Below are 19,073 nucleotides of genomic sequence, written 5' to 3'. Positions count from 1 at the left end.
CCAGGGCGGTTCCAGAGATTCCGCCCTGCGCTACGTCCGGAACCGGCCGACTGCTCGAGGGCCCGCCGGGAGCCCTCGAGCGCCGAGGCTTCGGCGATGTCGCTCATCAGCCTTCGACGGCCTTCTGAGCGAAGTCGGGGTGGATGATCTCGGAGAGCGCCTTGTCGACGGCATCCCGACCGCCCTGAACGTCGCCGGAGTCGACGATCACGGGGGCGATCTTCTCGAGGACGGCGAGCTGGTCGTCGCCGGGGACGCCACTGACGTCGAGGTTCGAGCGCTCCTCGATCACCGTGGTGGCCACGTCGAGGTCGATTCCGGCGGCGTCGGCGAGCAGCTGCGCCGTCTCCTCGGGGTTCTCGAGCGCCCACTCGCGGGCGTGCTCGTAGGCGTCGACGACGGCCTGTGCCAGGTCGGCGTGGTTGTCGATGAAGTCCTCGGTGGCGTTGAGGAAGCCGTAGGTGTTGAAGTCGACGTTGCGGTAGATGAGCTTGTCACCGGACTCGACCTCGGCGGCCGCCATGATCGGGTCCAGGCCCGCCCACGCGTCGACGGAACCGCCGTCGAGGGCCGCGCGTCCGTCGGCGTGCTGGAGGTTCTGCACCTCGATGTCGTCGACGCTCAGGCCCGCGGTCTCGAGCGCCTGCAGCAGGAAGAAGTACGGGTCGGTGCCCTTGGTGGCGGCGACCGATGTGCCGGCGAGGTCCTCGACGGACGTGATGTCGCTGTCGGGGCCGACGACGATCGCCGACCACTCCGGCTGCGAGTAGATGTCGATGACCTTGATGGGCGAGCCGTTGGCGCGGGCGAGGAGCGCCGCGGAGCCGGCGGTCGATCCCACGTCGACGGAACCAGAGCGCAGCAGCTCGTTGGCCTTGTTGGAGCCGGCGGACTGCACCCATTCGACGGTGACATCGTCGCCGAGGATGTCCTCGAGGATGCCCTTGTCCTTGATGACAAGGCTCAGCGGGTTGTACGTGGCCCAGTCGACCGTGACGGTGCTCGCGGACCAGTCGGAGCCCTCGACGGGAGCGGCGTCGGCGTTCTCGCCGGCGACGCAGCCGGATGCCATGAGCATCATCGCACCGGCGATCGCGGTCGCAGGGACGATTCGGCGCGAGATGATGCTCATCGGGGCTCCAGATTGGTGTTGTGGTGGTGGGTGTCGACGCCGAGCCCCTCGAGGAGTTCGGCGCGCAGGTCCGCGAGGCCGCGATCGGCGCGGTCTCGCGGGCGGATGCCGGGCACATCGATCGTTCGGGCGATCGAGGCGGCATCCGGGTCGGGGTCTGCGGTCAGCGCGCGCAGCAGCAGCACGCGGTCCGCGAGGTAGAGGGCCTCTTCGACGTCGTGGGTGACGAGGAGGATGGTCGTCGGCTCGGCGGCGTGGATGTCGAGCAGGAGGTCCTGCATCCGTAGCCGGGTCAGGGCGTCGAGCGCGCCGAAGGGCTCGTCGAGCAGCAGGACGCTGGGGTTGCGGGCGAGGGCCCGGGCGAGGGACGCCCGCTGCGCCATGCCGCCGGACACCTCGCGGGGTCGCTGGTCCGCGGCGTGCTCGAGCCCGACGAGGCGGAGGAGCTCGGCGACGCGCTCCTTGCGCGCGGAGCGGCCCTTCAGCGAGCGGGGAAGCCCGAGCTCGACGTTCTGCGCGAGGGTGCGCCACGGCAGCAGCCGCGGTTCCTGGAAGGCGACGGCCGTGCGCTCGTCGGTGTCGGCGACGCCGGTTCCATCGATCGAGATGATGCCGCCGGTCGGGGTGTCGAGGCCGGCGATCAGGCGCAGGAGCGTCGACTTGCCGCATCCGGACGGGCCGACGACCGCGACGATCTCACCGGCACCGAGCTCGATGTCGAGGTCGCGCAGAACGGGGCGCTGCCCCTCGGCGACGACGAAGCTGCGTCGCACGCCGTCCAGACGCACGGCGGTCGCGGCGCCCGAGGGCGCGGCGTTCTCCGTGCGCGGAGGAAGGAGTGCGGAGCTCATTCCTCCATCGTCGCGGACCCTTCGCCATGTTACGAGTCGGGCGTAACGTTGCGTCACGAAGCCATCCGCAGACGCGGAACGGGCCGCCACCCCGAAGGGTGACGGCCCGTTCCAGTGGGACGTGCTTACGCGTTGCCGCCCGAGAGCTTCTCGCGGAGAGCCGCGAGAGCCTCGTCATCGGCGAGCGTGCCGGCGCCGGCGGAGTCGCTCGTGAACGACTGACCCGCGGCTGCGCCGAAGTCGTCGCCCGCGGCAGCCTCGGCCTCGGCGGCCTTGACGACGGCTGCCTTGTGAGCCTCCCAGCGAGCCTGGGCCGCAGCGTACTCCTGCTCCCATGCCTCGCGCTGAGCGTCGAAGCCTTCCTTCCAGGCACCCGTCTCGGGGTCGAAGCCCTCGGGGTACTTGTACTCGCCGTTCTCGTCGTACTCGGCGAGCATGCCGTACAGGGCCGGGTCGAACTCGGTGCCGTTGGGGTCGACCGACTCGTTGGCCTGCTTGAGCGACAGCGAGATGCGGCGACGCTCGAGGTCGATGTCGATGACCTTGACGAAGACCTCTTCGGCGACGGAGACGACCTGCTCAGCCAGCTCGACGTGCTTGCTGGAGAGCTCGGAGATGTGCACGAGGCCCTCGATGCCGTCTGCGACGCGGACGAACGCACCGAACGGAACGAGCTTGGTGACCTTGCCCGCAGCGATCTGGCCGATCGCGTGGGTGCGGGCGAAGACCTGCCACGGGTCCTCCTGCGTCGCCTTGAGCGACAGTGAGACGCGCTCGCGGTCGAGGTCGACCTCGAGGATCTCGACGGTGACCTCCTGGCCCACCTCGACGACCTCGGAGGCGTGCTCGATGTGCTTCCAGGACAGCTCGGAGACGTGGACGAGACCGTCGACGCCGCCGAGGTCGACGAACGCACCGAAGTTGACGATCGACGAGACGACGCCCTTGCGGACCTGGCCCTTGTGCAGGTTGTTGAGGAACGTCGTGCGCGACTCGGACTGCGTCTGCTCGAGCAGAGCGCGGCGGCTGAGGACGACGTTGTTGCGGTTCTTGTCCAGCTCGAGGATCTTCGCCTCGATCTCCTGGCCCAGGTAGGGGGTCAGGTCGCGGACGCGACGCAGCTCGATGAGCGACGCGGGCAGGAAGCCACGGAGGCCGATGTCGACGATGAGGCCGCCCTTGACGACCTCGATGACGGTGCCGGTGACGACGCCGTCGTTCTCCTTGATCTTCTCGACGTCGCCCCAGGCGCGCTCGTACTGCGCACGCTTCTTGGAGAGGATCAGACGGCCTTCCTTGTCCTCCTTCTGGAGAACCAGGGCCTCGACCTCGTCGCCGACCTTGACGACCTCGTTGGGGTCGACGTCGTGCTTGATGGAAAGTTCGCGGGAGGGGATGACACCCTCGGTCTTGTAGCCGACGTCGAGCAGAACCTCATCGCGGTCGATCTTGACGATCGTTCCTTCGATGATGTCGCCGTCGTTGAAGAACTTCAGAGTCTTCTCGACCGCGGCCAGGAAGTCCTCAGCAGATCCGATGTCGTTGATGGCGACCTGCTTGGTGGCCGGGGCGGTCGTTGCGGTAGTCATGTAGTGGGTTGTCCTTGTTGGGTGGATACTCGGGCCTGTTCAGCACTCACGCACGCGTGACCAGCGCTGGAAAGGCAGTTGGATTTGATTGGTGACACCCGGGCGCGCGTGTACGCGCCACGAGTGACACTTCAGAGTATCAGAGATGGCGCCATCGGTGTGCTGTGGATAAGTACGGCGGGATGCGGCGGGGTCGGGCTACCGTGATCGGATGATGGTGCTCCGATCGACGACGAACCGGTTCCGGATGCTGGCGCTGCTGATGCTGGCCGGAGCGACGCTGAGCGCGTGCACGCCCGCGCCCGAGCCGACGCCCACGCCGACCGCCGCGTTCGCCAGCGAGGAGGAGGCGTTCGCAGCCGCCGAGGAGGTGTACCGGGCATACAACGACGCATTCAACGCCGTGGACTACAGCGACCCGTCTACTTTCGATCAACTAGACGAGTTCACTTCGGGGACGTATCGATCGGAAGAGCGCGAAGGGCTATCACAACTGCATGCCGAGGGCGTGACTCGAACCGGGGCCGCCGCAATCGAATGGTTCCGAGGAGCGACGGTCACGAGTGACGGCACAGTAAGTGCTCGGGTGTGTAAAGACTTGAGCGACGTTGATGTGGTTGATGCTGATGGCACATCACTCGTCTCGCCTACGCGCCCCGATCACTCCGCCGTCGACGTTACCTTCACGATGAGCGGATCCCGCCTCTCGCTCAGCGAATCCCAAGCGGTCGAGGATGAGACGTGCGCGGGCTCCTGACGGCGTTGTCAATCGTTCTCGCGGCGTTTGTGCCCACGGGGATGGCAGCAACCTCTTCGTGCCCGCAGTGGAAAGAGGACTTGGGCGCATGCTCAGTAGGTAACTCCGGCTCAGAGATCATCCTTGACGGAACCCAGACCACCTCCCCCGACCCGGGCATCTTCCCCATCTCCCGGGACGACTGGCAGCAGATCATCATCGACTGGTCCCCTGCCCCACCCGTCCCCGACAAGTTCACGCTGTGCCTGGACGCGTGGGACTCCGGCCGCCCCTGCTTCCTCCCCGGCGAAGACGGCGAGGAACCCGCTGAGGAGCAGGACGAGGAGGCCGGCATCCCGCCGATCACGATCACCGACCTCGCCCGCTTCGCTCCGGACGGCTCCGTCATCACCGGCGAGCCCGACAACGTCGGCGTCGCCGGCCTTCCGACGAACTTCGTCGCCGACGCATCCGTGCACACCGTCGACGGCGAACTCTTCGGATTCCCCCTCGCTGTCCGCTTCACCCCTTCCGCGTTCGACTTCGCGTTCGGCGACGGGTCCACAGCGACCACGACCACGGGCGGCGAGACATGGGAGGCCCTCGGCCAGGCGCAGTTCACGCCGACCGACACGAGCCACACCTATGCCGAACGCGGCGCATACACCGCGCAGGTCGACGTCCGCTACACCGCTGAGATCGATCTGGGCGTCGGCTGGTTCCCGATCGCCGGCGAGGTCACCTCGGCAGGCGCACCGCAGGAGATCCGCATCTTCGAGGCGCACACCGCGCTCGTCGCTTACACCTGCGAACAGGCGCCGAGCTCCCCCGGATGCTGACCGTTCCCCTGTGACATGCTGAACGCATGAGCGACAAGCTGATGCTGCTGGACACCGCATCCCTGTACTTCCGCGCGTTCTACGGCGTACCGGACAAGGTGAAGGCACCGGACGGCACATCGGTGAACGCGGCGCGTGGTCTGCTCGACATCATCGCGAAGCTGGTCACGCTCTACGAGCCCACGCACATCGTCGCCTGCTGGGACGACGACTGGCGCCCGCACTGGCGCGTCGACCTCATCCCCAGCTACAAGACGCACCGCGTCGTCGAAGTCGTCGCCGCAGGACCGGACGTCGAAGAGGTGCCCGATCCGCTCGAAGCCCAAATCCCTCTGATCCGCCAGACGCTCACCGCCCTCGGCATCCCGATCATCGGAGTCGCCGCCCACGAGGCCGATGATGTCATCAGTACACTCGCGACGCGATCCACCATCCCCGTCGACATCGTCACCGGCGACCGCGACCTGTTCCAGCTCGTCGACGACGACCGCGGCATCCGCGTCGTCTACACCGCGCGCGGCATGAGCAACCTCGAGATCGTCACCGACGCCACCGTCGTCGCGAAGTACGGCGTCCTCCCCTCGCAGTACGCGGACTTCGCGACCATGCGCGGCGACGCCTCGGACGGCCTGCCCGGAGTCGCCGGCGTCGGCGAGAAGACAGCAGCAGCGCTCCTCAAGGACCACGGCGATCTCGCCGGCATCCGTGCCGCCGCGGTCGCCGGCGAAGGCATGAGCGCAGGTGTGCAGGCGAAGGTCATCGCGGCATCCGACTACCTCGATGTCGCACCGACTGTCGTCGAGGTCGCACGGGGCCTCGACATCGCGGTTCCCGCAACCCCGGCCCGCGCCCTCGACGCCGCCCAGACCGCGTCGGCCGAGGAGCTCGCCGCTCAGTGGAACCTCGGCAGCTCCATGCAGCGCGCGATCGCGGCGCTCGACCGCCCCGTCGGATAGGTGCTCAGCGCCGCAGGAACACCGTGAGCATCGCCGACACGAGCGAGGCGGTGTAGACGAGCACGATGCCCGCGACCACGAGCAGCGGCAGCTGCCATCCTCCGCTCGCCTCCCGCAGCGCACCCATCATCGGCGCACCGAGAGCGGCGAACAGGTATCCGCCACCCTGCACCACGGCCGACATCGTCGCGGCCTCGGCATCCGACCGCGAGACCCGCACGAGGCCGGTGACGATCAGCACGAATCCGCTCGAGTGCGTGATCACGCCGAATGAGGCCCAGACGCCGGCGTATTCCGGGACTATCAGCATCCCGACGACCATGGTTGTCGACGACGACCGGCAGCGGCCCGGTGATGCTCGCCGCTTCGGATCGTGTCGCGCGGGTCTCCGAGGCCTCCCCCGATGAGCGCTCGGCGGAACGCCAGGAACGTGTTCGGGCGATGTGCACGATCCACAGCGCGAGACCGATCACGGTGAACGCACCCCAGATCAGCAGCGCCGCCGACCAGCCCGTCGCCTCCGCCAGAGGAACGGTCGCCAGAGCGGTCAGGAGCGAGCCGACGTTCAGCGTCGCCGTGTACGCAGCCGTCGCCACGGCCGTGCGCTCGGGCGGGAGGTCGCGACGGATGATCACCGGGATCACGGCGTTTCCGGCTGTGATCGTCGCGCCCATGATGACCATTCCGGTGAGCATGGGTCCGAATCCGGGGAGCGCACGCACCAGCGTGCCGATCATGACGCCGCCGAGCGCGATCAGCAGCGCGAGCTCGGGGCCGGCGCGGCGGATCACGAGCGCCGCGAGCGGCGTCATCAGCGCGAACATCACCACCGGCGCGGTGGTCAGCAGTCCCGCCGACGCGGAGCCGATGCCGAGGTCGGCCATGATCTCGGGCAGGACCGGCGTGAGCGCGATGATCGGCGCGCGAAGACTGAGAGCCGCGACGAGGATGCCGACGAGCACCGGCCACGGTGCGGATCGTCTGATCACTCCGCCCACGCCATCAGACGCTCGAGGCCCCAGGTCGTCACGATGCGTTCGGCCGGAACGCACGCGTTCTCCGCTCGTTCGGCGCCGTGATCGAGCAGTGAGAGCTGGCCGGGCGCGTGCGCATCCGAGTCGATGGAGAACAGGCATCCCGCATCGATCGCGATCGCGATCAGATCGTCCGGCGGATCCTGCCGTTCGGGTCGCGAGTTGATCTCGACCGCGACACCGTTCTCGGCGCACGCGTCGAACACCGCTCGCGCGTCGAAGACGGACTGCGGCCGGGTCCCCCGCTCGCCCTGCACGAGCCTGCCGGTGCAGTGCCCCAGCACGTTCACGTGCGGGTGCGCGACCGCCGTGAGCATCCGCCGGGTCATCTCGCGCGATTCCATGCGGAGTTTGGAGTGCACGGATGCCACGACGATGTCGACCTCTTCGAGGAGTTCCCGCTCCTGGTCCAGTGCGCCGTCCTCGAGGATGTCGACCTCGATGCCGGTCAGCATTCTGAACGCATCCGTCGACTCCGCGCGCACCAGCGGAATCTGTTCGCGCAGACGCTCGGCCGACAGCCCTCGGGCGACGCGGAGCCGCGGCGAGTGGTCGGTGATCGCCAGGTACTCGTGGCCGAGGGCGCGGGCGGCGTCCGCCATGACGGCGATCGGCGTCGTGCCGTCCGACCAGTCGGTGTGCGCGTGCAGATCGCCGCGCAGCTTCGTGCGCAGCACCGTCGTCTTCTCCGGCGCCACCTGGCCCCGAAGATCCGCGAGGTAATCGGGCACCTCCCCCGCTTGGGCCTGGCGGATCACGGCGAACGTCGACTCGCCGATGCCCTTCGCCGCGCGCAGGCGTGTCGGGTCCTCGATGATCTCGGCCGGGAGCTCGCGCAGGGTCGCAGCCGCCTGGCGGAACGCCTTCGCGCGGTACCGTGACGCCCGCTCGCGCTCGAGGAGGGAGGCGATCTCGAGCAGCGCGTCGACGGGATCCATCTCAGCCCTGGGCGAGTTCGCGTGTGGCTGCGACCCACGCGTCGAGCTTCGCCGTCGCGCTGCCGTCGTCGATGGCCGCTTCGGCACGCGCATAGGCCTCGCGCAGGCGCTCGACGATCGGCAGCGTCGCCTGCGTCGCATCCTGCGACAGCTCGAACGCGACGATGCCGGCCGCGGCGTTGAGGAGCACGATGTCGCGGACGGGGCCCCTGGTACCGGCCAGCGTGTCGCGCAGGATGCCGGCGTTGTGCGCCGGCGACCCGCCGATGAGGTCGGCGATGTCCGCCGTCGGGATGCCGAGATCACGAGGATCGAGGTCGTGCTCGTGGATGTCTCCGCGGGAGACCTCCCAGATGCGGCTGTGACCTGTCGTGGTCAGCTCGTCGAGCCCGTCGTCACCGCGGAAGACGAGCGCGGTCGCACCGCGGGTGCGGAACACGCCCGTGATCAGGGGAACCCGCTCCATCTGGGCGACGCCGACCGCGTTGGCCTCCGCGCGAGCGGGGTTGCACAGCGGGCCGAGCATGTTGAACACGGTGGGCACGCCGAGTTCGCTGCGCGCGGCGCCTGCGTTCTTGAATCCTGGGTGGAACGCGGCGGCCCAGGCGAACGTGATGCCGGTGCGGTCCAGCACGGCGGCGACGTCGTCGGGCGAGATCGAGAGCTGGAGTCCGAGAGCGCCGAGCACGTCGGACGAGCCGGATGCGGAGCTCGCGGCACGGTTGCCGTGCTTGACGACGGGGATTCCGGTCGCACCGATGATGATGGCGGCGGTGGTCGAGACGTTGACCGTCCCGAATCGATCGCCGCCCGTCCCGACGATGTCGAGGACGTTCGGCGTGACGCGAAGCGGGACGGCCGCCTCCAGGATCGCGTCGCGGAATCCCACGATCTCGTCGATCGTCTCCCCTTTGGCGCGCAGCGCGACGAGGAACCCGGCCAACTGGGCGTCCGAGACCTTGCCCTGCATCACCTGACGCATCGCCCACGTCGACTCCCAGACGCTCAGATCGCGACGCTCCAGAAGCGTCGTGAGGACATCGGGCCAGGTCAGGGAATCAGCCATGTGTGCGATCCTATCGGCGCGGATGAATTCCTCATCCGCGTCCCGTCGATGCACCATCGGCTGATTCCGTTGAATTCATCGCGGATTCGCAGTGTTCTCTTAGGGTCCCCTAAGTCGCTGAACATGGAAACGAGGACCGGGGATGCAAGAATCACGCTCGCGGATCGGCCATAATGGAGAGGTGACCACCTCAGCGACCTATGCCCCGGCGGCAAGAACGATCAAGCGCCCGAATCCGGTAGCTGTCGGCACCATCGTGTGGCTCGGCAGCGAGGTGATGTTCTTCGCGGGTCTGTTCGCGATCTACTTCACCCTGCGCAGCACCTCGCCCGAACTGTGGGCGCATCGCACGGAGCTGCTGAACGTTCCGTTCGCCGCCGTCAACACCGCGATCCTGGTGTTCTCGTCTGTGACGTGCCAGATGGGCGTCTTCGCGGCCGAGGACCTGCAGGCCTACCGCATCAAGAAGGGGCAGCTCAACGGCGCAGGACGCCGTCGCCTCTTCGGCTGGGGAATGGTCGAGTGGTTCTGGGTCACCTTCGCGCTCGGCGCGATCTTCGTCTCCGGCCAGGTCTGGGAGTACGCCCAGCTGGTCGCCGAGGGCATGCCGATCCAGGCTGACGCCTACGCCTCGGCCTTCTACCTGACCACGGGCTTCCACGCCCTCCACGTCACCGGCGGACTCATCGCGTTCCTGCTCGTCATCGGGCGCGCGTTCGCGGTCAAGAACTTCGCACACAAGGAGGCGACCTCCTCGATCGTCGTGTCGTACTACTGGCACTTCGTCGATGTCGTCTGGATCGTGCTGTTCTTCGTCATCTACTTCCTGAAATAAGAGCGGAGCTGACCTGCGAAATGGCACGAGAGAAGAAGCGTCGCTCGAACGGACGCCGTAGCCCCCTGGCCGCTGCGGCGCTCATCGGTGCGGGACTCCTGATCACCGGAGGCATCTACGCCGGTGCGTCGGCGGCGATGGCAGCCAGCGAGACCCCGACGTCGGCGAGCACCCAGCTGACGGTCGACGACGGCGAGAAGCTGTTCCAGGCCAACTGCGCCACCTGCCACGGCCTCGACCTGCAGGGCACCGAGAGCGGCCCGAGCCTGTACGGCGTCGGCGAGCTGGCTGTCGAGTTCCAGGTCGCGACCGGACGCATGCCGCTGCAGATGCAGGGTCCGCAGGCCCCGCAGAAGCCGGTGCAGTTCACCCAGGACCAGATCGAGGCCATGGCCTCGTACGTGCAGTCCGTCGCGCCCGGCCCCACGTACCCCGAGGACTGGGTGCTCGACGGCAAGGATGCGGATATCGCCCACGGCGCCGAGCTGTTCCGCATCAACTGCGCGATGTGCCACAACGTCGCCGCAGCCGGTGGTGCGCTCACCGAGGGCAAGTACGCCCCGCCGCTCACGAGCACCAGCCCCCTGCACATCTACGCGGCCATGGTCACCGGCCCGCAGAACATGCCCGTCTTCGGCGACATGAACCTGTCGGACGAGGACAAGCGCGACATCATCGCCGCTCTGATCTTCCAGCAGCAGGAAGTCCAGGTCGGCGGGTTCACGCTGGGCTCGCTCGGACCGGTCTCCGAGGGCCTGTTCGTCTGGATCTTCGGCATCGGCGCCCTCGTCGGCGCGACCGTGTGGATCACGGCGAAGTCCAACTGACGCATATTCAACGAAGAGGAACGTACGAGGAGCACCATGGCACACGACGACGACTCGCAGGCCCTTGACAGGGCCTACCAGCCCTCCCCCGGGCTGGGTGTCGCAGTCAGCGATCCCGTGCAGAACCCCGGGCTGCCGCCGCACCGCGAGCGGATGACCGACCTGGACCCGAAGGCTGAGAAGCGGGCCGCACGAACCGTCTACACGCTGTTCTACCTGTCGCTCGCCGGCAGCATCTGGGCCGTCGCGGCTTACATGCTGTTCCCGATCGAAGACGGCTCGATGGCGTCGATCCGCAACAACAACCTCTTCATCGGTCTCGGCATCGCACTCGCGCTGCTGTCGATCGGCATCGGCGCGATCCACTGGTCCAAGGCGCTGATGAGCGACAAGGAGCACATCGAGCACCGCCACCCCACCCGGGGCAAGGACTCGACGCGCGAGGCCGCCATCCAGGCGTTCGCCGACGCGAACGAGGAGTCGGGCTTCGGCCGCCGCACGATGATCCGCAACTCGCTGATCGCCGCCGTGGTCGCCTCGATCGTCCCGGGAGTCGCGCTGTTCCGCGGCCTTGCGCCGCACAGCACGCCCGACGACCCCACCAAGGGCGACCCGGTCGCTCTGCTCAAGCACACGATGTGGGCCGAGGGCCAGCGTCTGGTGCGCGACCCCGACGGCACGCCGATCCGCGCTGCGGACGTCACGCTGGGGTCCGCCTTCCACGTCATCCCCGAGGAACTCGCGACCCTGTCCCACCACGACGGCTACCTGGAGGAGAAGGCCAAGGCCATCGTCCTCATGATGCGTCTGCGCCCCGAGCAGCTCATCGAGTCCGAGGAGCGCAAGGACTGGTCGTACGACGGCATCGTCGCGTACTCCAAGGTCTGCACCCACGTCGGCTGCCCCGTGGCCCTGTACGAGCAGCAGACGCACCATCTGCTGTGCCCGTGCCACCAGTCGCAGTTCGATGTCACCGACCACGCCAAGGTGATCTTCGGCCCGGCCGCACGCCCGCTGCCGCAGCTCCCGATCACCGTCGATGACGAGGGCTACCTCGTCGCCCGCCGCGACTTCACCGAGCCTGTCGGCCCGAGCTTCTGGGAGCGCCATTGAGCACCGCAACGCTGTCCAAAGAGGACAAGGACAACAAAGCCCCTCTCGGCGGTCGTTTCGTCGGCGCAGCGTCGAACTACATCGATGAGCGCACGAGCCTCTCCGGCTTCGTCAAGGAGCTCGGACGCAAGATCTTCCCCGACCACTGGTCGTTCATGCTCGGCGAGATCGCGCTGTGGAGCTTCGTCGTCGTGTTCCTCTCCGGAACCTTCCTGACCTTCTTCTTCCAGGCGTCCATGGTTGAGACGCACTACACCGGCGCCTACGCCCCGATGCGCGGCATCGAGATGTCGGCGGCTCTCGAGTCGACCCTGAACATCTCGTTCGACGTGCGCGGCGGCCTGCTGGTCCGCCAGATCCACCACTGGGCCGCGCTCGTGTTCGTCGCGGGAATCGGCGTGCACATGCTGCGCATCTTCTTCACCGGTGCGTTCCGCAAGCCGCGCGAGCTGAACTGGGTGATCGGCTTCGTGCTGTTCATCCTCGCGATGGCCGAGGGCTTCACCGGCTACTCGCTGCCCGACGACCTGCTCTCGGGCAACGGCCTGCGCATCATCGACGGCATGGTCAAGGGCCTCCCCCTGATCGGCACGTGGACCTCGTTCCTGCTCTTCGGCGGCGAGTTCCCCGGCGTCGACATCGTCGGCCGCCTGTACACGCTGCACATCCTGCTGCTGCCGCTGCTGGTGATCGGCCTGATCGTCGTCCACCTGATGCTGATGATCGTCAACAAGCACACCCAATTCGCCGGCCCCGGCCGCACGAACGACAACGTCGTCGGCTACCCGATGATGCCGGTGTACATGTCGAAGATGGGCGGCTTCCTGTTCATCGTCTTCGGCACGATCGTGCTCATCGCGACGTTCTTCCAGATCAACCCGATCTGGAACTACGGACCGTACGACCCGTCCCCCGTCTCGGCCGGCACCCAGCCCGACTGGTACATCGGCTTCGCGGACGGCGCGCTGCGCCTCGCACCGTCGAACTGGGACATCGTGTTCCTGAACCACACCTGGTCGTTCGGCATCCTCGTGCCGGTCGCGGTGCTGGGTCTGTTCATCGTGCTCGTCGCCATCTACCCCTTCATCGAGGCGTGGGTCACCGGAGACAAGCGCGAGCACCACATCGCCCAGCGCCCGCGCAACGCCGCGACGCGCACCGCGATCGGTGTCGCCGGGGTGATCTTCTACGCTGTCATGTGGGCGGCGGCATCGTCCGACCTCATGGCGACGCACTTCCACCTCACGATGGAAGGCGTCATCCACACCCTGCAGGCACTGCTCTTCCTCGGCCCGATCGCCGGGTACTTCGTCACCAAGCGCATCTGCATCGCGCTGCAGAAGAAGGACCGCGAGATCGTGCTGCACGGCTACGAGTCGGGACGCATCGTCCGCCTCCCCGGTGGCGAGTACATCGAGGTGCATCAGCCGGTCGACAAGTACGACCGCTGGAAGCTCATCGACGTGGACAGCTACGAGCCCCTTGTGGTGCGCCCGAACGCGAAGGGACGCATCTCCTGGACGCAGAACCTTCGCTCGAGCCTCTCGCGCTGGTTCTACGAGGACCGGCTCGCACCGCTCACCCAGGCAGAGGTGGATGCCGCGGATGCACACCAGCACCACGTCACCGCCGATACGGACGCGACCGAGGCCGCTGAGATTCAGGGCGCCCATGAGCGTGCCGGGTTCCCGGATGCGCCAGCGCAGCCCGAGCGCGAGACCCACGTCGACGAGACGCCGAACACGCCCAGCTCGGTGATCGCCACCGACCAGGGCAAGAAGAACAAGGAGAAGGACGGCGGCCAGTAGGTCCCTCCCCTCTCCCCTGGCCCCGGTGCGCTCTGCGCATCGGGGCCTTTCTCGTCGCTCCGACAAGGTCGTCATACTCGATCGTCGAGGGCGAGCGCGGCTCTAGGCTGGGGCCATGATCGATCGAGCCGACTACTTCGCCGCCAAGCTGGCCTTCGAGACCGATGCCAGTGACCTCTACGCCCGCCAGACGGCCGGAGACGGCGTCGTGGTGATCGATGTCCGCTCAGGTGAAGCCTGGGCACAGGGACGGGTCGCAGGCGCCGTGCACATGCCCTACCGGGAGATCGCGGAGCGCGCCCCGCAGGAGATCCCCGCCGGCACCGAGGTGGTCGTGTACTGCTGGAGCCCCGGGTGCAACGCCGGCGCGAAGGGAGCGCTCGAGTTCGCGAAGCTCGGGTACGACGTGCGCGAGATGATCGGCGGCTACGAGTACTGGGTCCGAGAGGGCTACCCGGTCGAAGACCATGACGGCATCCACCGGCGCCCGATCGATCCCCTCACGGGTGTTCCCCGCATCCGCGCACGCTCCTGACCTCGTCGAGACGGGGTTATTCACAGCCCGCGAGCGGGCCTCCGAGCCTCCGGTCTACATTCGTGGTGTGAATACCGCTCTCAACAGAAAGTCGCGCATCGCAGCGCTTCTCGCACTCATCGTGGCACTCGCCGGATGCGCGCCGACACCTGTGGCGGACCAATGGGGCACCGTCGCTGAAGCGGACTGGAGCGTGTACGGCACGCTGCTGAGTTCGCCGATGGTCGTCGAGGACGTCGTACTCGTCTACGAGGAGTCGTCGCGCACGGACAGCAGCAGCAGCATGACCGCCAGCAAGGAGCGACTGGTCGCCTACGACGTGAGCAGCGGTACGGAACTGTGGTCCCGCCGGACCGTGCCCGGCAGGACGTCGACGGGGTCGTCCCACCAGCCCGCAGTGCGAAGGTCGATGACGAGTGGCAGGTGGCGGCGCTGGTTCCCGAGCAGGAGGATGCCGGAGCATGGTCCTGGTCCCGGTTCCTCATCCTCGATGTGCGCACGGGCGAGGTGATCGACCCGGGGCTGGAGAAGACGCAGGTGTGGGCATACCGCCCCTTCGTGTGCGGAGAGAGTGAATTCTGCATCGTCGGCAACTATCCGGGCAGCCGGACAGCCTCGGACCGAGTCTTGCAGTACTCGCCCGCCGACCAGAAGCTCGCTCCCGCAACGGCGGCCGGTGCGCCCTTCATCGGCGAAGGCGAACCTCTCATCGGCGATCTGTCGATCCTGGAGACACGAGGCGTGCAGTACGGGAATGATGGGGAGATCTTGTGGACACGGCCATTCGCCGAGGTCTTCGGTCCCCGATCGTCACCGGATGCGACACTCAGCTGGAGGGACGTCGGCGACGGGTCTCTCCTGATCGCCGGATTTCCGGCCCCGAGCAGCGTCGAGTCTCACGACGGTCCGACGACCGAATCCTTGGTCAGCGGCACCGTCTCATCGATCGACAAGGAATCCGGGGAAACGGTGTGGCGCCTGGAGGGCGCTCGTCCCTGCGCCGTCGCAGACCATCACATCCGGGTCGAGGCAGACGTGATCGTGCTGTGCAGGTACGACGAAGGCACCGTCACGAGCACCCGGAACGGCACCACCGCGGGCGAGTTCGCATACGAAGACGTCGCGCAGACCATGTTCGGTATCGACGTCGGGTCAGGCGAGGAGGTCTGGTCGCTCGATCTGGGCGCCGATGCCATGAACGTCGGCGTGCCCCACGACCGGTCTGCTGGGTGGATGCCGGGGAGCCAGTGGCTGCTGGTGAGCCTCGACGGCCGTGCGCACCTGGTGGATCCTGCGACCGGCGCGACATCCGGATTGCCCGACGACGCTGTCCTGCTCTGCCGCGCGGCACAGAAGAAGATCACGCTGGAGTCGATCTGGAGCGAGCCCCTCTACTTCGAGGCGAACAAGTTCACGACGTGCGACAGCTCCGGTCGACCGTTCGAGAAGATGCCGCCATCGGTCGCGTCCCTCGCGATGTTGGGTTACGACACGTATCAGCCGGTCGTCATCGATCGAGCGAACGGCATCACTGCCTTCCTTCCGGATTCCGGCGAGTAGCTGGACGCAGCAGAACACCCCTGGCTGATGCCAGGGGCGTTCTCTTGTCTGTGCGGGCAGATCCGCGTTTCTATCGAGCGAAGTGTCCGCGGTAGTACTCGTAGACCCAGCCGACGATCGCCACAGCGAAGATCGCGACGCCGATCGGCAGCAGGAACTGGCCCACGGCCATGCCGACGAGGAAGACACCGGCGGAAGCAGCCAGCACGAGCGGCCACCACGACCACGGGCTGAACTCGCCGAGCTCCGGGTCGCCGTCGTCGATATCGGAGGTCAGGATGTCCTCCGGCAGCTCGCCGCCCTGCGCCTTGTGCGTGCGCTGCAGGTAGACGGCGACCATGGCCGACATGAACATGCCGAAGAACAGTGCGACCGTTCCGACCCACTCGACGCGCATCGCGCCGACCAGATCGGGGTACGCGATGATGTGCCACACCGTGTAAACCGTGCCGACGACGGCGAAGAACGCGGCGAGGATCCCCCCCAGAACGATGTTTGAACGCATTGCTTACTTCGCCTCTCCGCTCGCACCGGCGGTGGCCGGCTCCGGCGCTGAGACCGGGTGCTCGGCAGCCTCGGGGTGGTTCAGGTCGAACGCAGGACGCTCACTGCGGATGCGCGGGATCGACGTGAAGTTGTGACGCGGCGGCGGGCAGCTGGTCGCCCACTCGAGCGATCCGCCGTAGCCCCACGGATCGTTGACCGTGACCTTCGGCGCCTTGCGTGCCGTGATCCAGACGTTCAGGAAGAACGGCAGCATCGAGGCGCCGAGGATGATCGCACCGATCGTGGAGACCTGGTTGCCCCAGGTCCAGCCGTCAGCGGCTGAGTAGTCGGCGTAGCGGCGCACCATGCCATCGACGCCCAGCCAGTGCTGGATGAGGAAGGTCATGTGGAATCCGACGAACAGCATCCAGAAGTGCACGTAGCCGAGACGCTCGTTGAGCATCCGACCGGTCCACTTCGGCCACCAGAAGTAGAAGCCGGAGAACATCGCGAACACGACGGTTCCGAACACCACATAGTGGAAGTGTGCGACGACGAAGTAGGAGTCGCTGAGGTGGAAGTCCAGCGGCGGTGCCGCGAGGATCACACCGGTCAGACCGCCGAACACGAACGACACGAGGAAGCCGAGCGCGAACACCATGGGCGTCTCGAACGTGACCGAGCCTCGCCAGAGCGTTCCGATCCAGTTGAAGATCTTCACCCCCGTCGGGACGGCGATGAGCATCGTCATCAGCGCGAAGAACGGCAGCAGCACCGAGCCCGTGACATACATGTGGTGCGCCCACACCGCCACGGACAGCGCAGCGATGGCGATCGTCGCGTAGACCAGCGTCTTGTAGCCGAAGATCGGCTTGCGGCTGAAGACAGGGAACACCTCGGAGACGATGCCGAAGAACGGCAACGCGATGATGTACACCTCGGGGTGGCCGAAGAACCAGAACAGGTGCTGCCACAGCAGCACGCCGCCGTTCGCCGGGTCGTAGATGTGCGATCCGAGGATGCGGTCAGCAGCGGCGGCGAAGATCGCCGCGGCGAGAACCGGGAACGCCATGAGGATCAGCAAGCTCGTGATGAGCGTGTTCCACGAGAAGATCGGCATGCGCCACATGGTCATGCCCGGCGCACGCATCGTGATGATCGTGGTGATGAAGTTCACGGCACCGAGGATGGTTCCGAAACCGGACATGCCGAGTCCGACCATCCACAGGTTGCCGCCGGCGCCCGGCGAGAACGAGGCGTTCGCGAGCGGCTGGTATGCGAACCAGCCGAAGGACGCCGCACCCTGCGGGGTGAGGAAGCCGGCGATGGCGATGATCGAGCCGAAGCCGAACAGCCAGAACGCGAAGGCGTTCAGACGCGGGAACGCGACATCGGGCGCACCGAGCTGCAGCGGGAGGATCGCGTTGGCGAAGCCGGCGAACAGCGGCGTCGCGAACATGAGCAGCATGATCGTGCCGTGCATCGTGAACAGCTGGTTGTACTGCTCCTTCGTGGGGACGATCTGCATTCCCGGAGCGAACAGCTCTGCACGGATGACGAGCGCCATCACGCCGCCGAGCAGGAAGAAGAGCACCGAGGTGATCAGGTACATGTACCCGATCGTCTTGTGGTCGGTGGAGGTCAGCCACTTGACGACGATGTTGCCCTTCTCCTCCGTGCGGGAGGAGCTCAGCAGCGCGGCCTGGCGGGCCGGCATCGCGGTGGGCCGAACGCCAGCGGTCTGGCTGGGGGCCTCAGTGGTAGTCATGAGGATTACTCTCCCTCTTCTTCGGAGGCCGCTTCCGGAGCACCCGTGCCCGGGTTGTTGCTGAGGCGGTCATAGGCATCGGCGATGTCGCCGGTGTTGCCCTCGTCGCGGAGCGTCTCGATGTACGCGTCGTACTCGTCCTGCTCGACGACCTTGACGTTGAACAGCATCATCGAGTGGTACTCGCCGCAGAGCTCGGCGCACTTGCCGTCGTACTCGCCGACGCGGGTCGGGATGAAGGACCAGGAGTTGTCCTTGCCGATGTACATGTCCTTCTTGTAGAGGAAGTCGATGATCCAGAAGGAGTGGATGACGTCGCGCGACTGCAGGCTGATGTGCACCTTCTGGTCGACCGGAAGCACCAGCGTGGGCAGCTTCTCCGTGTCGACGTTGCCCTCGGCGTCGGGCTGAGCCTGGACACCCATGGTCCACACGGCGTCGGAGAGGTCGTCGTCCTCGCCGGCGTACATGAAGTCGAACGCCCACTGCTTGCCGATCGCGGTGATCTCGACGTCGGCGTCATCGCCCCACTGGGTCTCGATCTCGGCCTGATCGCGTGCCGTGAAGAAGAACATGCCCAGCACGAGGATCAGCGGGATCGCCGTGTAGAAGATCTCGATCGGCATGTTGTAGCGCATCTGGACCGGCAGACCGGTCTGGCCCTTGCGCCGACGATAGGCGATGGCGGCCCAGCCCATCAGACCCCACGTGATCAGACCCACGATGAGGAGCACGATCCAGGAGTTGACCCAGAGCGACGCGACACGGTCGGTCTGGTTCGTGGCGGCGGTGCCGTCTTCCACGAAGCCCGGGAGGAATCCGTGGAGCTCGGTGGGAGTACATCCCGCCAGGGCCACGGCTGCCGCAATTCCCACAGGAACTGCGACCCAACGAAGGCGGCGTTTCGAGGGCACGATACACCTTTCAAGATCGCGGACAGGGCGTACCCCAGTCTAGGGCAAGCTCACACCTGATTCATGCCAACCACGCAGGCTGGGCA

Annotated in this window: 18 protein-coding genes; 9 read left to right on the top strand and 9 right to left on the bottom strand. The window is 66.9% G+C overall.

The window, feature by feature from the left end; translation table 11 throughout:
- Positions 1-106: 106 nt before the first annotated feature.
- The 3 genes from HWX58_RS12240 to rpsA all read right to left on the bottom strand — a co-directional run bounded on the left by HWX58_RS12240 (position 107) and on the right by rpsA (position 3,572).
- Positions 107-1,132: an aliphatic sulfonate ABC transporter substrate-binding protein gene (locus HWX58_RS12240; protein ID WP_175988110.1), complete on the bottom strand. Its 1,026-nt coding sequence runs from the start codon at positions 1,130-1,132 to the stop codon at positions 107-109.
- Positions 1,129-1,983, bottom strand: a complete 855-nt coding sequence (locus tag HWX58_RS12235) for an ABC transporter ATP-binding protein (RefSeq protein WP_175988108.1) — start codon at positions 1,981-1,983, stop codon at positions 1,129-1,131. Before HWX58_RS12235 ends, HWX58_RS12240 begins: the two co-directional genes overlap by 4 nt.
- Positions 1,984-2,108: 125 nt before the next feature.
- The gene (rpsA, locus tag HWX58_RS12230) at positions 2,109-3,572 is read right to left on the bottom strand and encodes a 30S ribosomal protein S1 (protein ID WP_175988107.1); all 1,464 of its coding nucleotides are present in this window, start codon (positions 3,570-3,572) and stop codon (positions 2,109-2,111) included.
- 211 nt (positions 3,573-3,783) lie between these two features.
- Between rpsA and HWX58_RS12225 the strand changes: the two genes are divergently transcribed.
- From HWX58_RS12225 to HWX58_RS12215, 3 genes are all read left to right on the top strand, one after another.
- On the top strand, positions 3,784-4,329 hold the full coding sequence (locus tag HWX58_RS12225; RefSeq protein ID WP_175988105.1) for a hypothetical protein: 546 nt from the start codon (positions 3,784-3,786) through the stop codon (positions 4,327-4,329).
- A gap of 80 nt (positions 4,330-4,409) precedes the next feature.
- Entirely contained in the window at positions 4,410-5,147 is a 738-nt protein-coding gene (locus HWX58_RS12220) for a hypothetical protein (RefSeq protein ID WP_175988102.1), read from the top strand.
- Between the two features lie 26 nt (positions 5,148-5,173).
- A complete protein-coding gene (locus HWX58_RS12215; RefSeq protein WP_175988100.1) occupies positions 5,174-6,103 on the top strand; it encodes a 5'-3' exonuclease in 930 nt (309 codons plus the stop codon).
- Here the strand turns inward: HWX58_RS12215 and HWX58_RS12210 are convergent.
- The 3 genes from HWX58_RS12210 to trpD are packed head-to-tail and all read right to left on the bottom strand — an operon-like array spanning position 6,040 to position 9,141.
- Complete coding sequence (locus HWX58_RS12210; protein ID WP_175988099.1) at positions 6,040-7,101, bottom strand: MFS transporter; 1,062 nt, start codon at positions 7,099-7,101, stop codon at positions 6,040-6,042. The genes HWX58_RS12215 and HWX58_RS12210 overlap by 64 nt on opposite strands.
- Complete coding sequence (locus tag HWX58_RS12205; protein WP_175988097.1) at positions 7,089-8,075, bottom strand: PHP domain-containing protein; 987 nt, start codon at positions 8,073-8,075, stop codon at positions 7,089-7,091. Before HWX58_RS12205 ends, HWX58_RS12210 begins: the two co-directional genes overlap by 13 nt.
- Position 8,076: 1 nt before the next feature.
- Positions 8,077-9,141, bottom strand: coding sequence for an anthranilate phosphoribosyltransferase (gene trpD, locus HWX58_RS12200; protein ID WP_175988095.1), 1,065 nt, complete (start codon positions 9,139-9,141; stop codon positions 8,077-8,079).
- A 142-nt stretch (positions 9,142-9,283) separates the two neighbouring features.
- Here trpD and ctaE point away from each other — a divergent pair, with 142 nt between their 5' ends.
- The 6 genes from ctaE (at position 9,284) to HWX58_RS12170 (ending at position 15,819) form a co-directional block, all read left to right on the top strand.
- Complete coding sequence (gene ctaE / locus HWX58_RS12195; RefSeq protein ID WP_175988093.1) at positions 9,284-9,976, top strand: aa3-type cytochrome oxidase subunit III; 693 nt, start codon at positions 9,284-9,286, stop codon at positions 9,974-9,976.
- A 20-nt stretch (positions 9,977-9,996) separates the two neighbouring features.
- The gene (gene qcrC, locus HWX58_RS12190; protein WP_175988091.1) at positions 9,997-10,803 is read left to right on the top strand and encodes a cytochrome bc1 complex diheme cytochrome c subunit; all 807 of its coding nucleotides are present in this window, start codon (positions 9,997-9,999) and stop codon (positions 10,801-10,803) included.
- 36 nt (positions 10,804-10,839) lie between these two features.
- Entirely contained in the window at positions 10,840-11,916 is a 1,077-nt protein-coding gene (gene qcrA, locus HWX58_RS12185) for a cytochrome bc1 complex Rieske iron-sulfur subunit (protein WP_175988089.1), read from the top strand.
- Entirely contained in the window at positions 11,913-13,724 is a 1,812-nt protein-coding gene (qcrB, locus tag HWX58_RS12180) for a cytochrome bc1 complex cytochrome b subunit (protein WP_175988087.1), read from the top strand. Before qcrA ends, qcrB begins: the two co-directional genes overlap by 4 nt.
- 115 nt (positions 13,725-13,839) lie before the next feature.
- A complete protein-coding gene (locus tag HWX58_RS12175; protein WP_175988085.1) occupies positions 13,840-14,259 on the top strand; it encodes a rhodanese-like domain-containing protein in 420 nt (139 codons plus the stop codon).
- A gap of 339 nt (positions 14,260-14,598) precedes the next feature.
- The gene (locus HWX58_RS12170) at positions 14,599-15,819 is read left to right on the top strand and encodes a hypothetical protein (RefSeq protein ID WP_175988083.1); all 1,221 of its coding nucleotides are present in this window, start codon (positions 14,599-14,601) and stop codon (positions 15,817-15,819) included.
- Between the two features lie 70 nt (positions 15,820-15,889).
- On the opposite strand, the gene HWX58_RS12165 is transcribed toward HWX58_RS12170, so the two are convergent.
- From HWX58_RS12165 to ctaC, 3 genes are read right to left on the bottom strand one after another with little or no spacing between them, the layout of a single operon-like run.
- The gene (locus HWX58_RS12165) at positions 15,890-16,324 is read right to left on the bottom strand and encodes a cytochrome c oxidase subunit 4 (protein WP_175988081.1); all 435 of its coding nucleotides are present in this window, start codon (positions 16,322-16,324) and stop codon (positions 15,890-15,892) included.
- A gap of 3 nt (positions 16,325-16,327) precedes the next feature.
- Positions 16,328-18,073, bottom strand: a complete 1,746-nt coding sequence (gene ctaD / locus HWX58_RS12160) for an aa3-type cytochrome oxidase subunit I (protein ID WP_227530771.1) — start codon at positions 18,071-18,073, stop codon at positions 16,328-16,330.
- Between the two features lie 5 nt (positions 18,074-18,078).
- Positions 18,079-18,987: an aa3-type cytochrome oxidase subunit II gene (gene ctaC, locus HWX58_RS12155; RefSeq protein WP_175988079.1), complete on the bottom strand. Its 909-nt coding sequence runs from the start codon at positions 18,985-18,987 to the stop codon at positions 18,079-18,081.
- Between the last annotated feature and the right edge of the window lie 86 nt (positions 18,988-19,073).

Source organism: Microbacterium tenebrionis, assembly GCF_903645325.1.
Lineage (GTDB): Bacteria > Actinomycetota > Actinomycetes > Actinomycetales > Microbacteriaceae > Microbacterium > Microbacterium tenebrionis.
Note: the sequence above shows the minus strand (reverse complement) of the source record. Positions and strands in the feature narration are given on the sequence as shown.